Annotated in this window: 6 protein-coding genes; all 6 read left to right on the top strand. The window is 67.3% G+C overall.

What is annotated here, in order from left to right:
- Window positions 1-117: 117 nt before the first annotated feature.
- The 6 genes from NA12_RS03105 to NA12_RS03080 are packed head-to-tail and all read left to right on the top strand — an operon-like array spanning window position 118 to window position 19,874.
- Window positions 118-9,735, top strand: coding sequence for a type I polyketide synthase (locus tag NA12_RS03105; protein ID WP_084472316.1), 9,618 nt, complete (start codon window positions 118-120; stop codon window positions 9,733-9,735).
- Entirely contained in the window at window positions 9,725-14,716 is a 4,992-nt protein-coding gene (locus NA12_RS03100; protein WP_067445746.1) for a thioester reductase domain-containing protein, read from the top strand. Before NA12_RS03105 ends, NA12_RS03100 begins: the two co-directional genes overlap by 11 nt.
- Window positions 14,717-14,746: 30 nt before the next feature.
- Window positions 14,747-15,958 carry a cytochrome P450 gene (locus NA12_RS03095; protein ID WP_067445744.1) on the top strand — a complete coding sequence of 404 codons (1,212 nt, stop codon included), beginning with the start codon at window positions 14,747-14,749 and terminating at the stop codon, window positions 15,956-15,958.
- Window positions 15,955-16,722, top strand: a complete 768-nt coding sequence (locus NA12_RS03090) for a thioesterase II family protein (protein ID WP_067445742.1) — start codon at window positions 15,955-15,957, stop codon at window positions 16,720-16,722. Before NA12_RS03095 ends, NA12_RS03090 begins: the two co-directional genes overlap by 4 nt.
- On the top strand, window positions 16,719-18,236 hold the full coding sequence (locus tag NA12_RS03085) for a GMC family oxidoreductase N-terminal domain-containing protein (RefSeq protein WP_084472313.1): 1,518 nt from the start codon (window positions 16,719-16,721) through the stop codon (window positions 18,234-18,236). The genes NA12_RS03090 and NA12_RS03085 overlap by 4 nt, the downstream gene beginning before the upstream one ends.
- 39 nt (window positions 18,237-18,275) lie before the next feature.
- Entirely contained in the window at window positions 18,276-19,874 is a 1,599-nt protein-coding gene (locus NA12_RS03080; protein ID WP_067445740.1) for an MFS transporter, read from the top strand.
- The last annotated feature ends 12 nt before the right edge of the window (window positions 19,875-19,886 follow it).

The raw sequence follows: 19,886 nt of genomic DNA, 5'->3' as shown, positions 1-19,886 counted from the left end.
GGTGGAGCAGGGAAGCTCCAAGGGATTGCAGGATTTGACTGCCTGTCGGTTGTGTGTGCGAATCGATATTCCAGTTGTTCAATTCATTCGCTATTCCGCGTCTTCGTGCTGGAATCAATGTGTAGGGATGTTGTAGTGTTGACTTCGTTTGCTTGCGGCGTTCCGGCTACCCTGGTCGAATTGATCGACTTTCGTGCCGATCGAAATCCTGATCAGATTGCGTACAGATTTTTGGAACCTCGCGGCGACGGTACATTCGACCCCGCTGAGGTGACTTTCCGCCAGTTGCGTGCTCGGGTTCGGGCGGCGGCGGCGACCATCGCCGATCGCAGTGCCCTCGGCGACCGGGTTGTGCTGCTCGCCGCCCCCGGTCTCGACTATATTGTTTCGTTCTTTGCCTGCATATATGCAGGTAGGGTGCCTGTTCCGGCCTATCCTCCGACGTCGCCGCGGCACCTGCCCCGCTTGTTCGCGGTCGTGCGATCGGCGAGAGCGCAGTTGTTGATCTGCGACCAGATCTTCTACGAGAACCGGGCGGCGATGTTTGCCGATGAGTCGGTCGCGGATATCGGCTGGCTTTCGGTGAAAGAATTCGGAGAGCAAAAGGATTCGATCGAATTCGCGGAATTCGCGCCGCTGGCGACATCACCCGCATTCCTGCAGTACACGTCAGGATCGACTTCCGATCCCAAGGGTGTGATCATCACTCATGAGAACATCCTGGCTAATGCGGAAATGGCGGTCGAATGTTTCGACATCACCGAGGAAAGCGTTTGCGCTTCGTGGCTGCCCCCGTATCATGATATGGGTTTGATCGGTGGAATTATTTTCCCGCTTTTCGCGGGAGTCACATCGAATCTGTTGTCTCCGCTGACTTTCGTTCGCAGCCCCGAATCCTGGCTCCAGGTCATCTCGACATACCGGGCAACGCACAGTCCTGGTCCGAACTTCGCGTTCGCTATGTGCTCGGATCGAATTTCTCCGGAAATCGCGGAATCGTTGGATCTGTCGAGTTGGACTCACGCATTGTGCGGTGCCGAACCGGTCGACGCCACGGTGCTCAATGATTTCGCTGACCGATTCGCGGCGCAGGGGTTCGACGGCTCCGGCTTCTACCCCTGCTACGGCATGGCGGAGACGACCCTCGTCATCTCCGGTGGTCGCGACCGGCGCGAGTCGACATCACGCCTGGTCTCGGTGAACTCGCTGGCAGCGGGGCTCATCGCCACGCCGCGTGACGCGCGTGACGCGCGCTCGCTGGTGAGTTCCGGCTCGATACCTGCCGGTACCGAGGCTGTCGTGGTCGACCAGAAGACCGGTGCCCCTGCCGTCGCGGATGCGATCGGCGAACTCTGGGTCCGTGGGCCGAGCGTAGCGGCGGGTTATTTCGAACTTCCCGAAGCGACCGCACAAGCGTTTGCACGATTTCTCCCAGACGGGCGCGGACCATATCTCGCGACCGGCGACCTCGGTGTGATCGTCGACGGCGAGGTCTACATCACCGGCCGGGCAAGCGACCTGATCATCATCCGGGGCCGCAACATCTATCCGCAAGATATCGAATCATCAAGTGCAACAGCACATGTCGGTGTTTCTGGCGGTCGTTCGGCTGCCTTCGCGATGGACGATGATTCGGGCATCGTGTTGGTTCAGGAAGTTTCCGATCGGCAAGCGACAACAGCGCTGCTGGCCGAAATCGCGGCGTCGATTCGTACCCGCGTCTCGGAGGAACACAGTCTGGCGATCGCGACGATCGTTCTCGTCACGGCCCGACGACTACCGCTCACCTCGAGCGGAAAGGTCCGTCGCAAGTCCGCGCGCGCCATGTTCCTTGCCGATGAATTGCCCGATGTGCTCGCTGTCTTCGGTACGAATAGCGTCAGCGCGCCCGCCGCGCCGGCTGTGCGACCCGACGCGGCGGTGAGTCGCACCGAAATTGTCGCCGCGATCGTGGCGGCGCTGGCTCGCCGGCTCGGCTCCACGCCCGAATCCATAGACACCCGAGTACCTTTCGCCGCGCTCGGCCTGGATTCGGTGAAGAGTGTGCAGATCGCCCAGGACATCGCCGCGGCCACGGGTTTCGACATCGCCCCGACATCGATGTGGGAACACCCGACCGTCGAGGCGCTGGCAGATGAGCTGTTCGGCGGCGACGACGTCGCAGCCGCGGTGCGCGATGTCGCCGTCGACGAACCGGTGGCCGTGGTGGGGATGGGCTGCCGCTTTCCCGGCGGTGTCACGGGAGTCGACGAATTCTGGGAAATGCTGGTGTCGGGCGGTTCCGGGATCAGCGTGGTTCCCGCCGATCGATGGTCGATCGACGACGTCTTCGATGCTGATCCCGCGGCAGCGGGCCGGACGTACTCGCGGCACGGGGGGTTCGTCGCCGGAGTGGACGAGTTCGATGCGGCGCTGTTCGGGATCGCACCTCGCGAGGCTACGGCGATGGATCCCCAGCATCGGTTGATGTTGGAAGTCGCGTGGGAGGCATTGGAGCACTCGGGAATCGCGCCCGACTCGCTTCGCGGATCGGCAACCGGGGTGTTCGTCGGGATGGGCGCAGGCGACTACGCGCAGGTCGGGTTGGAATCGGGTGGAACCGCCGGTCTGGATGCCTACGCCGCGACAGGGAACGCGTCGAACTTCGGCGCGAACCGCCTGTCCTATGCGCTGGGACTGCAGGGCCCGAGCGTGGTCGTCGACACGGCATGCTCGTCGTCACTGGTCGCACTGCACCTGGGCTGCGCGAGCATCCGGTCGGGCGAGTCGAGCACAGTGCTGGTCGGTGGTGTGAACGTCATGTCCTCCCCGACGACGACAGTCGCGCTGTCGAAGGGGCGCATGTTGTCTCCGTCGGGGCAGTGCCGCACCTTCGATGCCGGTGCGGACGGCTATGTGCGGGGCGAAGGGTGTGGCGTCGTCGTCCTGAAACGGCTGTCGGCCGCGATCGCCGACGGTGATCGTGTGCTGGCGGTGATCAGAGGCAGCGCGGTTAACCAGGACGGCCGCAGCAACGGCCTCACCGCACCGAGTGGTCGAGCTCAGCACAACGTCGTCCGTGATGCGCTGCGGGCGGCCGGTGTCGAGCCGCCCGAGGTCGGGTATGTCGAGGCGCACGGCACGGGAACCGCGCTGGGCGATCCCATCGAGGTCCGGGCTCTCGCCGCGGCCCTCGGCGCTGATCGTGGCGAGGATTCGCCGTTGGTGATCGGCTCGGTCAAGACCAATATCGGCCACCTGGAGGCTGCCGCCGGCATCGCCGGGCTGATCAAGACAGTGCTGATCATGGAGCGTGGTGTCATCCCGCCACACCGCAACCTCGTCGAGCTGAACCCCCATGTGGACTGGTCGTCCGTGGCGGTGCGGGTCGCGACCGAAGTGACCGCGTGGCCAGGAGCAGGGCGGCTGGCCGGGGTGTCGTCTTTCGGGTTCGGTGGAACGAATGCCCACGCGATCGTAGGCGCCGCGCCGGAGCGGGAAAGTTCTGGTCCGGTCCGTGCATCGGGCAGTGTCGCGGTCAAGGTGTCGGGCAACAGTGTCGACGCGATTCGCGCGTCGGCCGGATCGCTGGCCGATTTCCTGGGCCGCCGACCGCGAATCGATCTCACCCAGGTGGCGTGGGCCGCAGACGTCGGACGCGCGGACCTGGCTGAACGTGCCGCGGTGGTAGCCGCGACGCGCACCGAGTTGGTGGACGGGTTGCGGGCACTGGCTGCCGGCGGAGTGAACGCCGCGGTCCTCGCCCCGACCCGGGTCGTCGGGGCACCGCCGAAGGTCGCCTTCATCGTGCCCGGACACGGGGCGGCCGTCGCTGGAGCGCTGCACGAGATCTACGGCAGCGATCCTGTTGTCACCCGAGTCATCGACGACATCATCTCTGCGACAGGGCTTTCGCTCTCGGTGCTGACCACGGCGTCGGACGAATCCAGGGACGCGCTGCGGGATACGCGTGTCGCCCAGCCCGCGTTGTACGCGGTGGCGGTGGCGCTGGGTATGTGGTGGCGTGCCCGTGGGGTCGAACCCGACATGGTCATCGGCCACAGTGTCGGCGCCTACGCGGCGGCCGCCCTGGCCGGAGTGTTCTCGGCGACAGACGGTGCCCGCATCATCGCCGATCGCGCCCGCCTGGTCGATGAACTCGCCGGGCCGGGTCGCATGGTGGTCGCCAAATGCGCACGCCCGCAGATAGATCAACTTCCCCAGGTGCTCGACGGCACGCTTGCCGTCGCTGTCGCGAACGGCCCCGACCATCACGTGGTGTCGGGCTCGATCGAGGCGGTCGCGTCAGCGTGCGAACTGCTGACCGCGCAGGGAATCGAGGTCATCGAGCTGCCTGTGACGCGCGCATTCCATTCCCGCCAGATGGACCGGGTGGCGGCGGCGTTGCCCGAGTTCATCACACGATTCGCCCTCTCGCCGCCGACCACCGCGATGATCTCCGATACCTCCGGTGAGCCGGTCGGCGCCGCCGTCTGCGACCCCGCGTACTGGGCCGCGCACACACGACTTCCGGTGAACTTCGCGGCGGCACTGGACACGATGATCGGACGGGGTGTCGACATCGTCGTCGAACTGGGGCCAGGCGGTTTGCTGTCGCATGTAGAGCGGGCGGCGGGGGAGCGGACGGTGCTGTGTGTGGCAGCGGTCGCCAAGAATCTCCCGCAGCGCGCGCTGACCCGCGCGCTCGGATTGCTGTGGACCCGCGGAGTCCGGATCGACTGGCGCGCAGGCGGGCCCGGACCCGACACCTCGATCACGCTGCCCACCTATCCATTCCAACGTCAGCGTTACTGGATCACCGAACCGCTCGAACCCGAGGTCGTGAAACCAGAGCCCGACCGCCCTGCCCCCGCACCGCGACGGCGGAAATCGCAACAGCATCCGCCGGTCGACGTCGCGGCCCGGGACCACATGCGACAGCTCCTGGGCCGGCAATTGGCCGAGCTGATGGGGGTCACCGAGAGTCTCAGCCCCGCGGCCGGATTGTTCGACCTCGGTCTGACCTCGGCGATGGTGGTCGAGTTGCGCAACCAATTGGAGTCGATCACCGGCCGAACCATCCCGAGCACCGCGGTGTTCGACCACCCGACCATCGAACGACTGGCCGACTATCTCGTCGACCTCACCTCCGACAACGCGGAACCGATCGAGAGCGCGCGCGCTGCCGAGGTAGCGACCGAGCCGGCCGACAACCACGAGCCCATCGCCATCATCGGATTGGGCTGTCGATTCCCGGGCGGCGCGAATGATCCCGAGGCGTTCTGGCGCCTGCTGCGCGAAGGTCGTGACGCGACCTGCGAGGTCCCGCAACAGCGTTGGCACCTGGACGATTACGCGTCCATCGATCCACAAGCCGACCTCACCACCTATCCGATCCGGGCCGGCTTCCTCGACACGGCCGTCGATGGCTTCGACGCGGACGCGTTCGGTATCGCCCCCGTCGAAGCGCGCAGCATGGACCCACAGCAGCGATTGCTGCTCGAGGTGGCCACCGAGGCGCTCGATGACGCCGGGTACGGCCGTGACCGGATCGCCGACAGTGCCACCGGCGTATTCATCGGCATCAACACCTCCGACTACCTGCAGCGGGCGACGGCTGCCGGGGTGGCGATCGACCCCTATCTGGCCACTGGCAACACCTTCAGCGTGGCCGCGGGGCGGCTCTCCTACCATCTCGGTGCTCGTGGACCGAGCATGGCGATCGACACCGCGTGCTCGTCGTCGCTGGTCGCGTTGCACCTGGCCGTGCGCAGTCTGCGCTCGGGGGAGAGCGACGCGGCGCTGGTGGGTGGCGTCAACCTGATGCTCTCGCCCGCGACAACAGTGAGTCTGTCCAAGCTCAACGCGTTGTCGCCGGACGGGCGGTGCAAGCCGTTCGCCGCCTCCGCCGACGGATATGGACGCGGTGAAGGCTGCGGTGTCGTGGTTGTGAAGCGGTTGTCCGACGCACAGGCCGATGGTGATCGGATCTGGGCTGTCGTCCGGGGTAGCGCGGTCAACCAGGACGGTCGTAGTGCGGGGCTGACAGTGCCGCACGGGCCGAGTCAGCACGCTGTGATCGCCGAGGCGCTGCGCGATGGACACCTGACCGCCGATGCGGTGGGCTATGTCGAGGCGCACGGCACCGGGACCCCACTCGGGGACCCGATCGAAATGAGCGCTCTCACCACGGCGCTGCGCCCGCACGGCGGTGGGTCGACGCCGTTGCTGGTCGGTTCGGCGAAGTCCAACCTGGGCCACCTCGAGGCGGCGGCAGGCGTCGCCGGCCTGATCAAAGTCGCGCTGATGGCCCATCACCGCCAGGTCCCCGCCACCCTGCACTTCGACCGACCGAGCGCGCACATCGACTGGTCGAGTATCGGGGCGCGGGTAGCGACCGAACTGACCGACTGGCCCGCGCGACGGCCAATGGTCTGCGGCCTGAGCTCGTTCGGGTTCAGCGGCACCAACGCCCACGTCGTTGTCGAGGAGGCGCCGGTCACGATGCCCGGCGCGAACCCGGTGTCGACCGATGGTGTCTCGCCGGGGCTGCTGGTGCTGTCCGGGCGCACCGACGACGCGCTGCGCGCGACCGCCGAGACCTACCGATCCTGGCTGCGGGGTCCTGAACGCGCGGATCAGTGGGCCTCGATCACCCGCACCGCGGCGAGCTACCGCCCGCACCACCCGGCCCGCCTGGCCTTGGTCGCGCGGTCGGCGGCCGAGGCTGCCGACCGGCTCGACGCGATCGTTGACACCGATTCCTTCGCCGAGGTGTCCACGGTGGTGAAGCCTGACCAGTCGCCACGCCTGATCTTCGCCTTCGGCGGCCAGGGGACCCAGTGGGCCGGGATGGGCGCCGCACTGCTCTCCGACGACGTCGCCCGCGAAACCCTCCTGCGATGCGAGGCGACGATTCACGAGGTCGCGGGGTGGTCGCTCATCGAGCAGCTCACCGCGGACGACTCGTATTCGTTGCTGGCCCGCACCGAGATCGCCCAGCCGGCGATCGTCGCGGTACAGATCGCCCTGGTCCAGATGTGGCGCGGCTGGGGCGTCGAACCCGACGCGGTGGTCGGTCACAGCATCGGTGAGATCGCCGCCGCCTACTGCAGTGGAGCGCTCACGATGGAATCGGCGTTGCGGATCGCCGTGCGGCGCGGGCGGGTGATGCGCGAAACCTTCGGGCACGGTGCGATGGTGGTCATCGGTGCCTCCCGGACGGTCGCGGCGGAGTTGAGCGCTGAGTTCGCCGACACCATCACCGTGGCGGCGGCCAACAGTCCGGTCAACACCGTGCTGGCCGGTGCCAAGTCCAGTGTCGAACGAGTGGAGGCGATCGCGAAGTCGCGTGGCCTGCTCGCCACGCGCATTCAGCAGGACTACGCGTTCCATAGCTACCAGATGACTCCGCTGCGTGAGCGGTTGATCGGCGAGATCGGCTCGATCGGTGTCGAGGCGCCGCGCATCGCGTACTACTCGACCGTCACCGGCCGGCGGGTCCCGGCCGGCTTCCGTCCCACACCCGACTACTGGGCCGACAACATGTCGCGCGCGGTGCTGTTCCAAGACGCGCTGGTGGCCGCCTGTGAGTCGGCCGAATCGGTGACCGTGGTCGAAATCAGTCCGAACGCGGTCCTGCGCGGCAGTATCGCGCAGTCCCTGCCCGGGGACGTCGAGTCGGTGGCCTCGATGAAGCGGGGTGCTCCGGTGGGCCACAGCATGCTCACCGCGGCGGGGGCCCTGCACGTGCGTGGTCATCGCATCGACCACGACCGACTCCAACCGGAAACACCACAGCGTGCGCAACTGCCGACCTATCGGTGGCAGCGACAGCGGCACTGGCTCGACTTCGGGTCGGGTTCACCGGTAGCGAAGGCGGCTGCTCCGGACCTGTTGGGGCGCAATGTCTACGACGTGCACTGGCTCGACGTCGACCGTGTCGCCCACCCGACCGAAGCGTCGGGGCGCTGGCTCGTGGTCGGTCAACCGTGCGCAGCCCAGGACACGCTGGTCGAGTTGCTCCACCAACGCGGCGCGTCTGTCGTCGAGGCGGCGTTGTACGACCCCGAACTGGTGCTGGACGGCGACCGGATTCGTGAACACGTGGCGGCGTTGGTGGCCGAATGCGGCCCGGTGCGTGGTGTGATCCAGCTGGTAGCCGCCGCTGACGTCGCGACCGCGGGGTTCGACACCGTGGTCACCGTCTCCTGCGCGGCGGCACTGGCGACCGCTTCGGCACTGGCAGCGCGCGGCTCCGAGGCGAAGATGTGGCTGCTGACCAGCGGCGCTGTCGAGGCGGGGTCGGCGCCGATCGCCCTGGAGCAGGCGCCGGTGTGGGGTCTGGGCCGGGTAATCGGGCTCGAACACCCAGAGATCTGGGGAGGTCTGATCGACTTGGACCCAGCCGCCGCTGTCACCGATTCGCTCCCCGCGGCTCTCGATGAGGTGATCGACGGTGACGGCGAAGACCAGATCGCGTTGCGGGCCGGTCGCCGGCTCGTCGCCCGGCTGCGCCGGTCAGAACTGGCCCGTCCGACAGCACCCCTGGTGCGCATCGCCGACGACCGCACCTACGTGGTCACCGGGGGGCGAGGCACTTTGGGCCTTCGCATCGCCGAGTGGTTGACACGCCGGGGCGCGCGGGAGCTGGTCCTGCTCGGACGGTCGCCGCTGCCGGAGTCGGCACAGCCCGACACACACGCCGGCCGAGTTCTCGCAACGATCGAGCGGCTGCGAGGCCAGGGGGTCACTGTGCACACCCCGAGTGTCGATGTCGCCGATCAGGCACAGATGGATCACCTGTTCGCCCAGGATCGTCCGTGGTCGCGGATCGCGGGCGTGGTGCATGCGGCGGGCGCGTTCACCCCGGCCTCGATCAGCCAGCTCGACTGGCCGACCTTCCAGGAAACCCTGACCGCGAAGGTCGGCGGCACCCGTGTCGTCGAAAAGGCTTGTGCACAAGCCGATCTGGACTTCCTCGTGCTGTACTCCTCGGGTTCGTCGGTCTGGGGATCGGCGTTGGCCGGGCACTACGCCGCCGCCAACTATTACCTGGACATGACCGCCCATCGGCGCTCGCGCGCCGGTGCGCCGACCTATGCGCTCAACTGGGGTTGGTTCGCGGACAGCCACATGGGTGCCCACCACGACGCCTACTTCGAATCGATGGGGTTGTCCGCACTGCCCGACGTGGTCGCCTTCGAGGCCCTCGATCGGCTGATCGGCTCCGGCATCGCGCAATTGACCGTCGCGTCGGTGGACTGGGAGCAGTTCAAGCCGGTCTTGGAAGCCAAACGAACCAGACCGCTGCTCGCCGAGTTCGAGGGCATGGCCACCGAGTCGACGGCCACCGAGTTCCACGCGGGTCTGCGCGGTGCGGCGTCCCCGGCCGCGCGATCGCGACTGATGGTCACCGCCCTACAGCGCGAGGTGGCCCAGGTGCTCGGCCGTGATCCCCACAGCCACCTGGACCCGGACCTCGGCTTCTTCTCCGCCGGCATGGATTCCATCGCCAGCGTGGCGCTCAAACGGCGACTGGACCTCTTGCTCGGCGTATCGGTTCCAGCGACAGCCGCGTTCGAGCATCCCACCGTCAACACCATGAGCAGCTATCTGCTCCACGACATTCTCGATCTCCGCGACGACACCGCCACCGATGTGGTGGAGCAGGCCGACAACGCCGAACTCGATCCGCTGTCCGCCGACGAACTGCTCGCACTGCTGGATCAGGAGCTGGAAAACCATGACAACTGAGTCGCTGAGCCAGGCCTCGGCCTCCACCACCGGCGCAACGCCCGACCGTGACGACATCGTCCGGCGCGCACTCATCGAATTACGCACTACCAAAAGGGAACTCGCACAGGCTCGCTCGCGCCTGTCGGAGCCGGTCGCGGTGATCGGGATCGGTTGCCGGTTTCCCGGTGGAGTCTCGGGTGCCGACGAATTCTGGGAGTTGCTGGTAGCGGGGGGCTCCGGTGTCGGGGTCGTGCCCGCCGATCGATGGTCGATCGACGATGTCTTCGACGCCGATCCCGGCGTCGCCGGACGCACCTATTCCCGCCACGGCGGTTTCCTCACCGGAGTGGCGGAATTCGACGCGGCCCTGTTCGGGGTGTCTCCCCGCGAGGCGGCGACGATGGACCCGCAGCATCGGTTGATGCTCGAAGTGGCGTGGCAGGCGCTCGAGCACGCGGGCATCGCTCCGGATTCGCTGCGCGGGTCATCGACCGGGGTGTTCGTGGGTATGGCGTCGGGCGACTACGCGCAGCTGGGATTGTCGGCGGCCGGGTTGGCCGGAGTCGACGCCTACGCCGCGACGGGTAACTCCTCGAACTTCGGGGCGAACCGGTTGTCGTACACGCTGGGACTGCAGGGCCCCAGCGTGGTTGTGGACACGGCGTGTTCGTCATCGTTGGTGGCGTTGCACCTGGGTTGCGCGAGCGTGCGTTCCGGGGAATCGGAGGTGGTGCTCGTCGGCGGAGTGAACGTGATGTCGTCGCCGGTGACGACGGTCGCGTTGTCGAAGGGGCGCATGTTGTCGGCCTCGGGCCAGTGCCACACCTTCGACGCCGCCGCCGACGGCTACGTGCGTGGCGAGGGCTGCGGCGTGGTGGTGTTGAAACGGCTGTCCGCCGCGCTCGCTGACGGCGATCGGGTGATGGCGGTGGTGCGGGGGACCGCGGTCAACCAGGACGGCAAGTCCTCGGGCGTGACGGTGCCGAATGGTCGCGCGCAGCAAGATGTCATACGTACCGCGTTGGGGGCGGCCGGGGTGTCGGGGTCAGAAGTCGGCTATGTGGAGGCACACGGAACCGGGACACCGTTGGGCGATCCCATCGAAGTGCGGGCTCTGGCCGCGGTATTCGGGCCCGATCGTGCCCCGGAGGACCCGTTGGTGATCGGCTCGGTCAAAACCAATATCGGCCACCTGGAAGCGGCTGCGGGAATCGCCGCGCTGATCAAGACGGTGATGGTGCTGGAACACGGTGTCATTGCGCCGCACCGAAATCTGCTCGCCCCGAATCCGCATGTCGATTGGTCGGCCATCCCGGTGCGAGTGGCCACCACTATCACCCCCTGGACCGGGTCCGACCGGGTGGCCGGGGTGTCGTCGTTCGGCTTCGGCGGCACCAACGCGCACGCGGTGCTCGGTGTCGCACCGGATCGCACCGACTCGAACGCGACACCGAGTGGGTCGCGAACCTGTGTCGCTGTCAAGGTTTCCGGCAGCAGTGTCGGGGCCGTTCGTGAGTCGGCCGCGCTGCTGGCCGACTTCGTCGCCCGGCGCCCTGACATCGATCCGGTTCAGGTGGCACGTGCGACCAACGTCGGTAGGGCGGACTTGCCGGAGCGCGCCGCGGTGATCGCGCGGACACCGGCGGAATTGCTCGAAGGCCTACGGGTCCTCGCCGAAGCGCGGGTCGATCCAAGTGTGCTCGCACCCGAGCGGGTGTCCGGCTCACCACGGACGGCGTTCGTCGTCGGCGGCGGTGACGCCGCTGACCTCGTCGGAATCCTCGACGGTGTCTACGGATTCGATCCCGCCGTCACCGCGACGGTGGACAGCATCGTCGAGGCGACCGACTTTCCGATATCGGTGCTGCTGGAGAACGGCGCCGAGCACCGGGCGCAGTTGGCTGACCCCACGATCGGCCGACTCGCGGAATACGTGGTCGCTGTCGCTGTCGGCCTGTGGTGGCGTGCGCGCGCGGTGGAACCGGAGGTACTCGTCGGCCATGGGTTCGGCAGGTACGCCGCTGCCGCCCTGGCCGGGGTCTTCTCGGTGATCGACGGTGCTCGCATCGTCGCCGCGAAGACCGGCATGTCCGACACCACGACTACGCAGCTGTGTGCCGGGGTGAGCTTGGCCGCGCCGCGGATCGACCTGCTCCTGTCCGACGACCGGGAACTGGACGCGGCGCGCTTCACCACTGCCGCCCTCTGGGCCGAGTGGAGCTGTGCGCCGGACGAATTCAAGCCGGCCGCGCTCGAGATCGTGGCGCGTGGCATCGACACGGTGATCGCCCTCGGTGTCGGCTCGCTGCTCGCGACTTTCGACGATGTCGAGCACGTGGGCCCCCGGATTTCCACCCTCGATCGCGACGATCCGACACGGGGGATGGCCCATGCCGTCGCGGCGCTGTGGCGGGCGGGCACAGCGATCGACTGGAAGTCCGCCACCGCCCGAACATCCCCGCCGATCACCGTGCCGCACTACCCGTTCCAGCGCGAGCGGTACTGGATCGACACCCACGCCGCCTCCACCGCGCTGGTGTCACGGCCGTTGGAACCCCGCTTCACCTCACTGGCCTCGGGCGGGCTGGTCGCGGAAACCACCATTTCAGTCGCTGACCTGCCGTTCCTGGTCGAACACAGGGTGTATGACGAGTACGTCGTGCCCGGGGTGGTGTTCATCGAACTCGTGCTGCGCGCCGGCGCCGAACTGTTGGGTACCGAGGTCGGGATCGACTCGATCCAGATCAAGCGTCCCCTCGTGCTGCGCCCCGATGCGCAAGCGACGGTGCAGGTCTCGGTGACCGGCGCCGACAACGCCTATACCGCCGCCGTCCATAGTCGAAGCGTCGACGGTGGCTGGCATCTGCATCTGTCAGCACAGGTCCGGCGCGGCGTAGCTCAACAGATCGAACCGCTGCGCCAGGTCGACACTGCTCGCGGTGACGACCTGCCGCGCTACAGCACACACGAGTTCTACACCGATTTCTGGCACCCGCAGTTTCGGCTCGGCGAAAGCTTCCAACTCATCGACGATGCGCGCGGCGGATCCGGTTGGGCCGAAGCGTCGTTCACGATGCCGGCGAGTGATACTCGCGGTGTCCGCGCCGGCATCCGCCCCGAACTGCTGCTGTTGGACGCGGCAGTACAGCTGGTCGCCCTGGCAGCGCACGACCCGGCCTCGACAGCAGGCCCGCAGCGACCGTTGCGACTCGGCACAGGGTATCGACGCATGGCCATGCGGACCGAGGTTCCGAACGGCCCGATCCGGGCGACGGCGACCGCTGTGGCCGGACCGAACGGGCAGCTGCTCGGTGACGTCACACTGGTCGGCAGCGACGGCGAGCACTTGGGATTCCTGGAAGGCGTCTCGTTCGCCCAGGTCATCCCGGAGATGCTGACCCGCATGGCAGCGGCGGTGCACAGTGGCGACGCCCCCGTCGGGCGAGTCGATCCACGGGCCGAGGTAGACGCCACAGCCATCGCGGCGCTGCCACGGACCGAGCGGGTCGAGCGGGTGATCGGATATCTCCGAGCGGCGTTGGCCCGCATCACCAAAGACGACGCGGCCAACTTCACCGCGTCCGAATCGCTGGTCGAGCGGCTCGACTCGCTGATGCTCATCGAATTGAAAGACAGTATCGAGCAGGCTTTCCCGCTCGAACTCGACACCGAGACGATGTTCGACGCGGCCTCGCTGACAGGATTGGCCGGCTGGATCGCCGACCAATTGCCGACGGTATCGACCCCGCAACCGGCGTCGGACCCGGCGACCGTCGAAACACCCGCCGCCCCCGAGCGGCGACCGCGGCGCCGTCGGTCGCGCCTGATGACCGTCGAACAGATGTCGGCGAGAGCGCTGCTCGACCCCGACATCACGGCCACCGGCGCACCCGACCCCGACGCTCCCGCGGCAACGCTGCTCACCGGGGCTACCGGGTTCGTCGGCGCCTACCTGCTGGACGAACTGCTCCGCACTACCGACAGCGATGTGGTGTGCCTGGTCCGTGCCGAGAACGAGACACACGCCGCCGAGCGGATCAGCGCGAACCTGGCCAAGTACGGCCTCGACAGAGCCGACCATCGCGATCGCATCATTCCGCTGGTCGGCGACCTCGCGGAGCCGCGGTTCGGGCTGTCACGACAAGCGTTCGACGCGGTACACGGGCTCGTCGGTCAAATCCTGCACTGCGGCGGCATGGTGAAGTGGACCTACCCCTACGAAGGTCTGGCGCCGGCCAACGTCGCAGGCACGGTCGAGGTGCTGCGTCTGGCCACCGTCGGCGCCCCCCGGCCGGTGCATTTCATCTCGACAGTGGGAGTGTTCTCCTCTCGCACCTACACCGCCGACACCGTCGAGGAGAACGCCGAACTCGACACCAGCGGTCCGCTCGCGGTCGGCTACGCGCAGTCGAAGTGGGTGGCGGAGAAGCTGGTTCGGATCGCGCACGAACGCGGGGTGCCCACGACCATCCACCGGATCAACACCGGCGGTGACAGCGTCACCGGTGCGTTCAATCGCCAGGACCACCTCAGCATGATGATCAAGGGCTGCGTCGAAGCACGGATCGCGCCGACCGAGGCGCCGATGCCGTTGCAGCCCGCCCCGATCGACTATGTCGCGCGCGGCATCGTGGCGCTCAGCCACACCGAGTCGGCGGTCGGTCACACTTTTCACCTCGTGCACCCGCAGCAGCTGAGCTGGGCCGAATTGTTCGGCCACATCGCCGATTACGGCTACCGGTTCGACGGGCTGTCATTCGAAGCATGGCGCGACCAAGTGGTCAATCGGCGCGCGGGCACGATGGCGCTGGTCGGCCTGACACCGTTCCTGCACGAATCCGTCGACGACGTGCGGCTGCCCTTCTCCGAGTCGGTCCACACCAGGGCGGCGCTGCGCGAACTCGATATCCGCTGTCCAGCGTTGGACCGCGCACTGATTCACCGCTACCTCGACGCCTTCGTCGCCTCGGGCTTTCTGCCCGCGCCGACCGAGTCCTGAGCGTCCCCATCCTCGATAAGGAGAATTGTCGTGTCGACTGCGTTGATCGATCTGGCCAGTTCGGAATACCGGCTGAGCCCGTGGGACATCTATCGGCGGCTGCGTGACGAGCACCCGGTGTACTACATGCCCGAGGGCAGCTGGGATGGTGAGGACCTCTACGTGCTCAGCCGCTACGAGGACGTGGGCTTCGCACTCAAGGACAAGACCCAGTTCTCGTCGAAGATCCAGCAGGACAACTACATGAACCTGCCGATGCTGGTGAATCGCGATGCCCCCGAACACACTCGCCTGCGTCACTCGACCAATCGTGCGTTCAATGCCCGCTTGGTACGGCAGCTCAGCGGTTGGGTTCGAACCTTGGTCGACGAACTGCTCGCCGAGCTCTACCGCCACGACTCGGTGGAATTCGTCGATGCCTACTCCACCGCGCTGCCGCTGCGTGTCGTCGGCGGCATGCTCGGAGTTCCGCTCGACCGCAAGGCGGATCTGCGGCGCTGGTCGCAGGCGGTGATGAATTCCTTCGCGGTGTCGGCGGGCTTGGACCCGGACCGGGTTCCCGGTTTCTTCGAAGACATCGTCGAGTTCAGCAACTACATGGAAGAACTCGCCCACGAACGCCGCGGCAAACCCAACCGAGGCGACATCCTCGGCGAGCTGGTCGAGGAGCACGAGAGCGGGGCGTTGACGCGCGACGAAATGGTCACCATGGCCTGGTCGTTCATCGCCGCGGGCCATGAGACCACCATGAACCTGCTCGGTGGCGGCATCGAGTTGCTGCTGCGCGACCGCGACCTCGCTGCCGAACTGCGCGCCGATCCGAGCAAGCACGCGGCGTTCATCGAGGAGTACCTGCGCTTGAACAGCCCGACCCAGTGGCTGCTGCGCCGGACCGCGACAGAGCTCACCCTGCATGACACGACCATCCCGGCCGGTGCGCTGATCCATGTCGTGCTCGGGGCCGCCAACCGTGACCCACGACAGTTCGACAATCCCGACGAGCTCGACCTGAGTCGTCCGAATGTCAACCGGCACTTTGCTTTCGGTGCGGGCGTGCACTTCTGCCCCGGTGCGGCGTTGTCACGGCTGTTGGCCGAAACCACGTTCGCGGCGTTCTTGCCGGTACTCGACCGCTTCAGCCTCGATGCCGAACGTCCCGCGCGGTTGCGCGAGCAGCAGGGCTCCTACGGGCTGTCCCAGATGTGGGTGAAGGTGCATCCGCGGGCGGAACAGGCCCTGTGAGTGCCGACCCGGCGGTCCGGTGGTTGCGGGAGTTCGGTGCGGGCGCGCCGGAGCTGCCCGTGCTGGTGTGCCTCCCGCACGCGGGTGGAACGGCGGGATTCTTCCGGCCACTGTCGGTGACGCTCGCCCGCACGCATCGGGTGTTCGCCGTGCAGTACCCCGGGCGCCAGGACCGGTTCCGTGAACCGCTGATCGGCGACATCGAGTCGACAGCGGCCGCACTAGCCGACGCGCTGCGGACCACGGTGGCCGGTCCGTTCGAACTGCTCGGTCACAGCATGGGCGCGTTGATCGGCTTCGAAGTCGCGCGTTCGCTCGACACCGAGACAGCCACGCGGGTGCGACACCTGACGGTCACCAGCGCGCGGCCGCCCGCGTCGCCCTCGCCACGTCCACCGCTGCACGAGCTCGACGACACGCAGTTCTTGGAGCGGATCACCACTCTCGGTGGGACCGAGTCGAGCATCTTCGACGACCCCGAGACCCGGGCGATGTACCTGCCGTCGCTGCGCAGCGACTATCGCGCGGTCGAACGCTATCGGGCCGCCGAGTCGGCGGATGTCGGGTGCGGGATCACCGTGATCGCCGGGCTGCGCGACCCGCTGGTGTCAGCGGCGACGGCAGAAGGCTGGCGGGCCCATACCCGCGGCCGGTTTCGCGTACGCGTGCTCGATACCGATCATTTCGGCGTCCACCGCACCCCCGCTCGACTCGCCACCGAACTGTCGGCCGAGCGAGCCTTCGGCAGAAAGACCATGGAGTGAGAACGACGAAGACGACCCGGCGCGAGGTCCTGCTGGCCGCGACGGGCGCGATGGCGGCCGCCGCGCTGCCGATCGCACGAGCACCGATGAGCCGGGCCCAGCCGAGCGCGGATGTGGTGGTCATCGGTAGCGGATACGCGGGTGCGGTCACGGCACTGCGCCTGGCGCAGAAGGGGATCTCCTGCACAGTCCTCGAGCGGGGACGGCGGTGGCCGATCACCGCCGCCGGGGATACCTTCGCGAGCGCGGTCGATCCCGATACCCGCGCGCTGTGGCTGCCGGGAGTGGCCACCGGCGTGCTCGAAGTCGTCACCGGTTCGGGCATCAACTGCTTCGCCGGCGCGGGCGTCGGCGGCGGCTCGCTGGTGAACTACACGGTGATGATGACCCCTGAAGAAGATCTGTTCAGGGCCAGTTTCGACGATCGTCTCGACTACGACGAGATGGTCGACCGCTGGTATCCACGCGCACGTGAACTCATCGGCTGCAGCCCGATTCCCGATGATGTCCTCGCCGCCGATCAATACTCGGCCGCCCGTGCCTTCGACGAGCTTTCTCAGCGCGCGGGCTTGCAAGTGCGACGAGTGCCGATGGCCACGGACTGGGATGTGGTGCGCGAGGAGATCAGCGGACGAATCCGTCCGTCGGCCACGGTCGGGGACTGCATCCTCGGGGTGAACAGCGGCGCCAAGCTCAGCGTCGATCGCACCATCCTCGCCGCGGCCGAAGCGACAGGACTTGTCACCGTCCTCGCCCTGCACTCGGTGACCGACGTCCGTGTCGACGGCGATCGCTACACCCTCACCTGCGCCGTGCTCGATGCCGCCGGCCGAACGCGTTCCACCACCGAATTCCATTCCAGCACTGTGGTCTTCGCCGCGGGATCAGTCGGCACCTCGAAGCTGCTGGTCCGTGCCGGAGCCCGAGGCGATCTGCCCCGCCTGTCCACCGAAGTCGGGCGGTCGTGGGGTTCCTCCGGCGACCACGTGACCGTTCGGCTCGGCAGAACCGCGGACGGACAGGGCGGACCGGCGCACATCGTCGCCCTCGACTGGCACAGTGGCCCGACACCGACCACCCTGTTGAACTTCCCGCTCGGCGTGCCGGTCCTGGGTGGCCTCAGCCAGAACGCGTTGGCGGTGAGCATCGCCCCACCGTTGGGCTCGCTGGTCTACGACGCGGCCATCGATGCCGTCGAGTTGCGCTGGCCGGCTGAGGTTCCCGAGATCGCCCGGGTAACCAAGGACATCGGCACCATCCTCGCCAAACTCGACTCGGTGAGTTCAGGATCGGCACCTGCGCTCGCCCTGCCCGCGGTGACCTCGCACCCGCTGGGTGGTGCGGTACTCGGCACGGTGACCGACAGCTACGGGCGCATCGACGCGCACCCCGGCCTGTACGTGGTCGACAGCTCACTCATTCCCGGTTCGACCGGAGCGGTTCCGCCCGCTCTGACAGTGACCGCACTGGCCGACCGCTGCGCGAGCGCGCTGGTCGCGGACCTGACCCGTTGACCACTCGACCCGCACATCCGATACCGAGAGGGAGATACCGTGACAGTGTCCGTGGACGTCACTCGCGAAACTGACAGCCGTGCCGCAGGCTGGACGTTGGCGGCGGTCGCGATCGCGACCTTCATGCTCATGCTGGACCTCACTGTCGTGAACGTAGCGCTCTCCGACATTCGGGCCACGTTCGATTCCAGTTTCACCGAGCTGCAGTGGATTCTCGACGCCTACGCACTCGGATTGGCAACGGTGCTGCTCGCCGCCGGGTCGCTGGCCGACCGCATCGGGCGACGCCGGGTATTCCAGTACGGCATGGTCGTTTTCACCCTCGCTTCCCTGACCTGCGGGCTGGCAGGCAGCGACACCGTCTTGATCGGCGCGCGGTTCGTGCAGGGGCTCGGCGGTGCGGTTCTGTTCGCGGTCGGCCCCGCCCTGCTCGGGCACGAGTTCCGTGGCAAGGACCGGGGCCGCGCGTTCGGCGTCTTCGGCGCGGTCGTCGGGTTGGCGATCGCGTTCGGGCCGCTGATCGGCGGTGTGCTCACCGAGACGTGGAATTGGCGCTGGATATTCCTGGTCAATGTGCCGTTCGCGGTGGTCGCGTTGTTGATCGGCCGGCAGCGGATGCGGGAATCGTCGGAGAAGGACGCGCCGAGGGTCGATTGGTTCGGCATGCTGACCTTTTCGTCGGCGCTGTTCCTCCTCGTCTTCGGGCTGATGCGAGGTGGCACACATGGCTGGACCAGCGTGCCGGTGGTCGGCAGTTTCTTCGCGACAGTGGGATTGCTGGTCGTGTTCGTCGTCATCGAGCGGCGACGCGGCACCGACGCGATGGTCGATCTGTCGCTGTTGCGGAACCGGACGTTCAACGGCTTGTCGATCGTGGCGACGCTATCGGCCATGTCGGTGATGCCTGCGCTGTTCCTGCTGATCTCCTACGTCCGCAATGTGCTGTCCTACACGGCATTCGACAGCGGAATCAGGTTCTTGCCGCTGACCCTGACGCTGTTCGCCGCCGCGGTCGTCGCCGGGATTCTCACCGCTCGCGCCGATCCCGGGCTGCTCGTCGGTGCGTCACAGCTGTTCATCGCCGCGGGTCTGGTCGCGGTGCTGTGGGTCGACGCCTCTTCTGAGTGGACCGCGCTGATCCCCTCGATGCTGCTGATCGGCTTCGGCATGGGTTTGTTCAACCCGCCGCGTGCCGCGATCGCGATCGCGGTGGTCACCCCGGACAAGGCGGGGATGGCCTCGGGCATCAACGAGACGATGCAGCAGGCGGGGATGGCTATCGGGGTCGCCGCGCTGGGCTCGGTGTTCCACAGCCGGGTCGAGACGGCGTTCCATGCGACCGAAGTAGCAGGTCTGCTCGGTGCGCGCGCCGACGAGGCGGCGCAGGCGACCGCCGTCGGTGCGGGCCAGCAGGTCATCGACGCCGTGCCGACGCCCTTGGCCGCGGCAGTGGCCGATGCCGTCCGCGGTTCGTTCATCGCCGGTCTGCATGAAGTTCTGATCGGGGCGGCGGTCGTCGCCGGGGTGGCAGGCATCGTGGCGCTGCTATCGATTCGTCGACAGGATCTGGACGTGAACGCGCTCGCAGCGCCCGGGGTCCCTATCGAGGACTATGACGAACGACCGGTGAACGGCTGAGCGGACAGCGTG

Source organism: Nocardia alba NBRC 108234 (assembly GCF_001612665.1).
Taxonomy (GTDB): Bacteria; Actinomycetota; Actinomycetes; order Mycobacteriales; family Mycobacteriaceae; genus Nocardia; species Nocardia alba.
Note: the sequence above shows the minus strand (reverse complement) of the source record. Positions and strands in the feature narration are given on the sequence as shown.

Bases quoted from the DNA above. Each gene is read 5' to 3' on its own strand.
- NA12_RS03105 (WP_084472316.1), top strand. From the start codon at position 118: ATGTGTAGGGATGTTGTAGTGTTGACTTCGTTTGCTTGCGGCGTTCCG.
- NA12_RS03100 (WP_067445746.1), top strand. From the start codon at position 9,725: ATGACAACTGAGTCGCTGAGCCAGGCCTCGGCCTCCACCACCGGCGCA.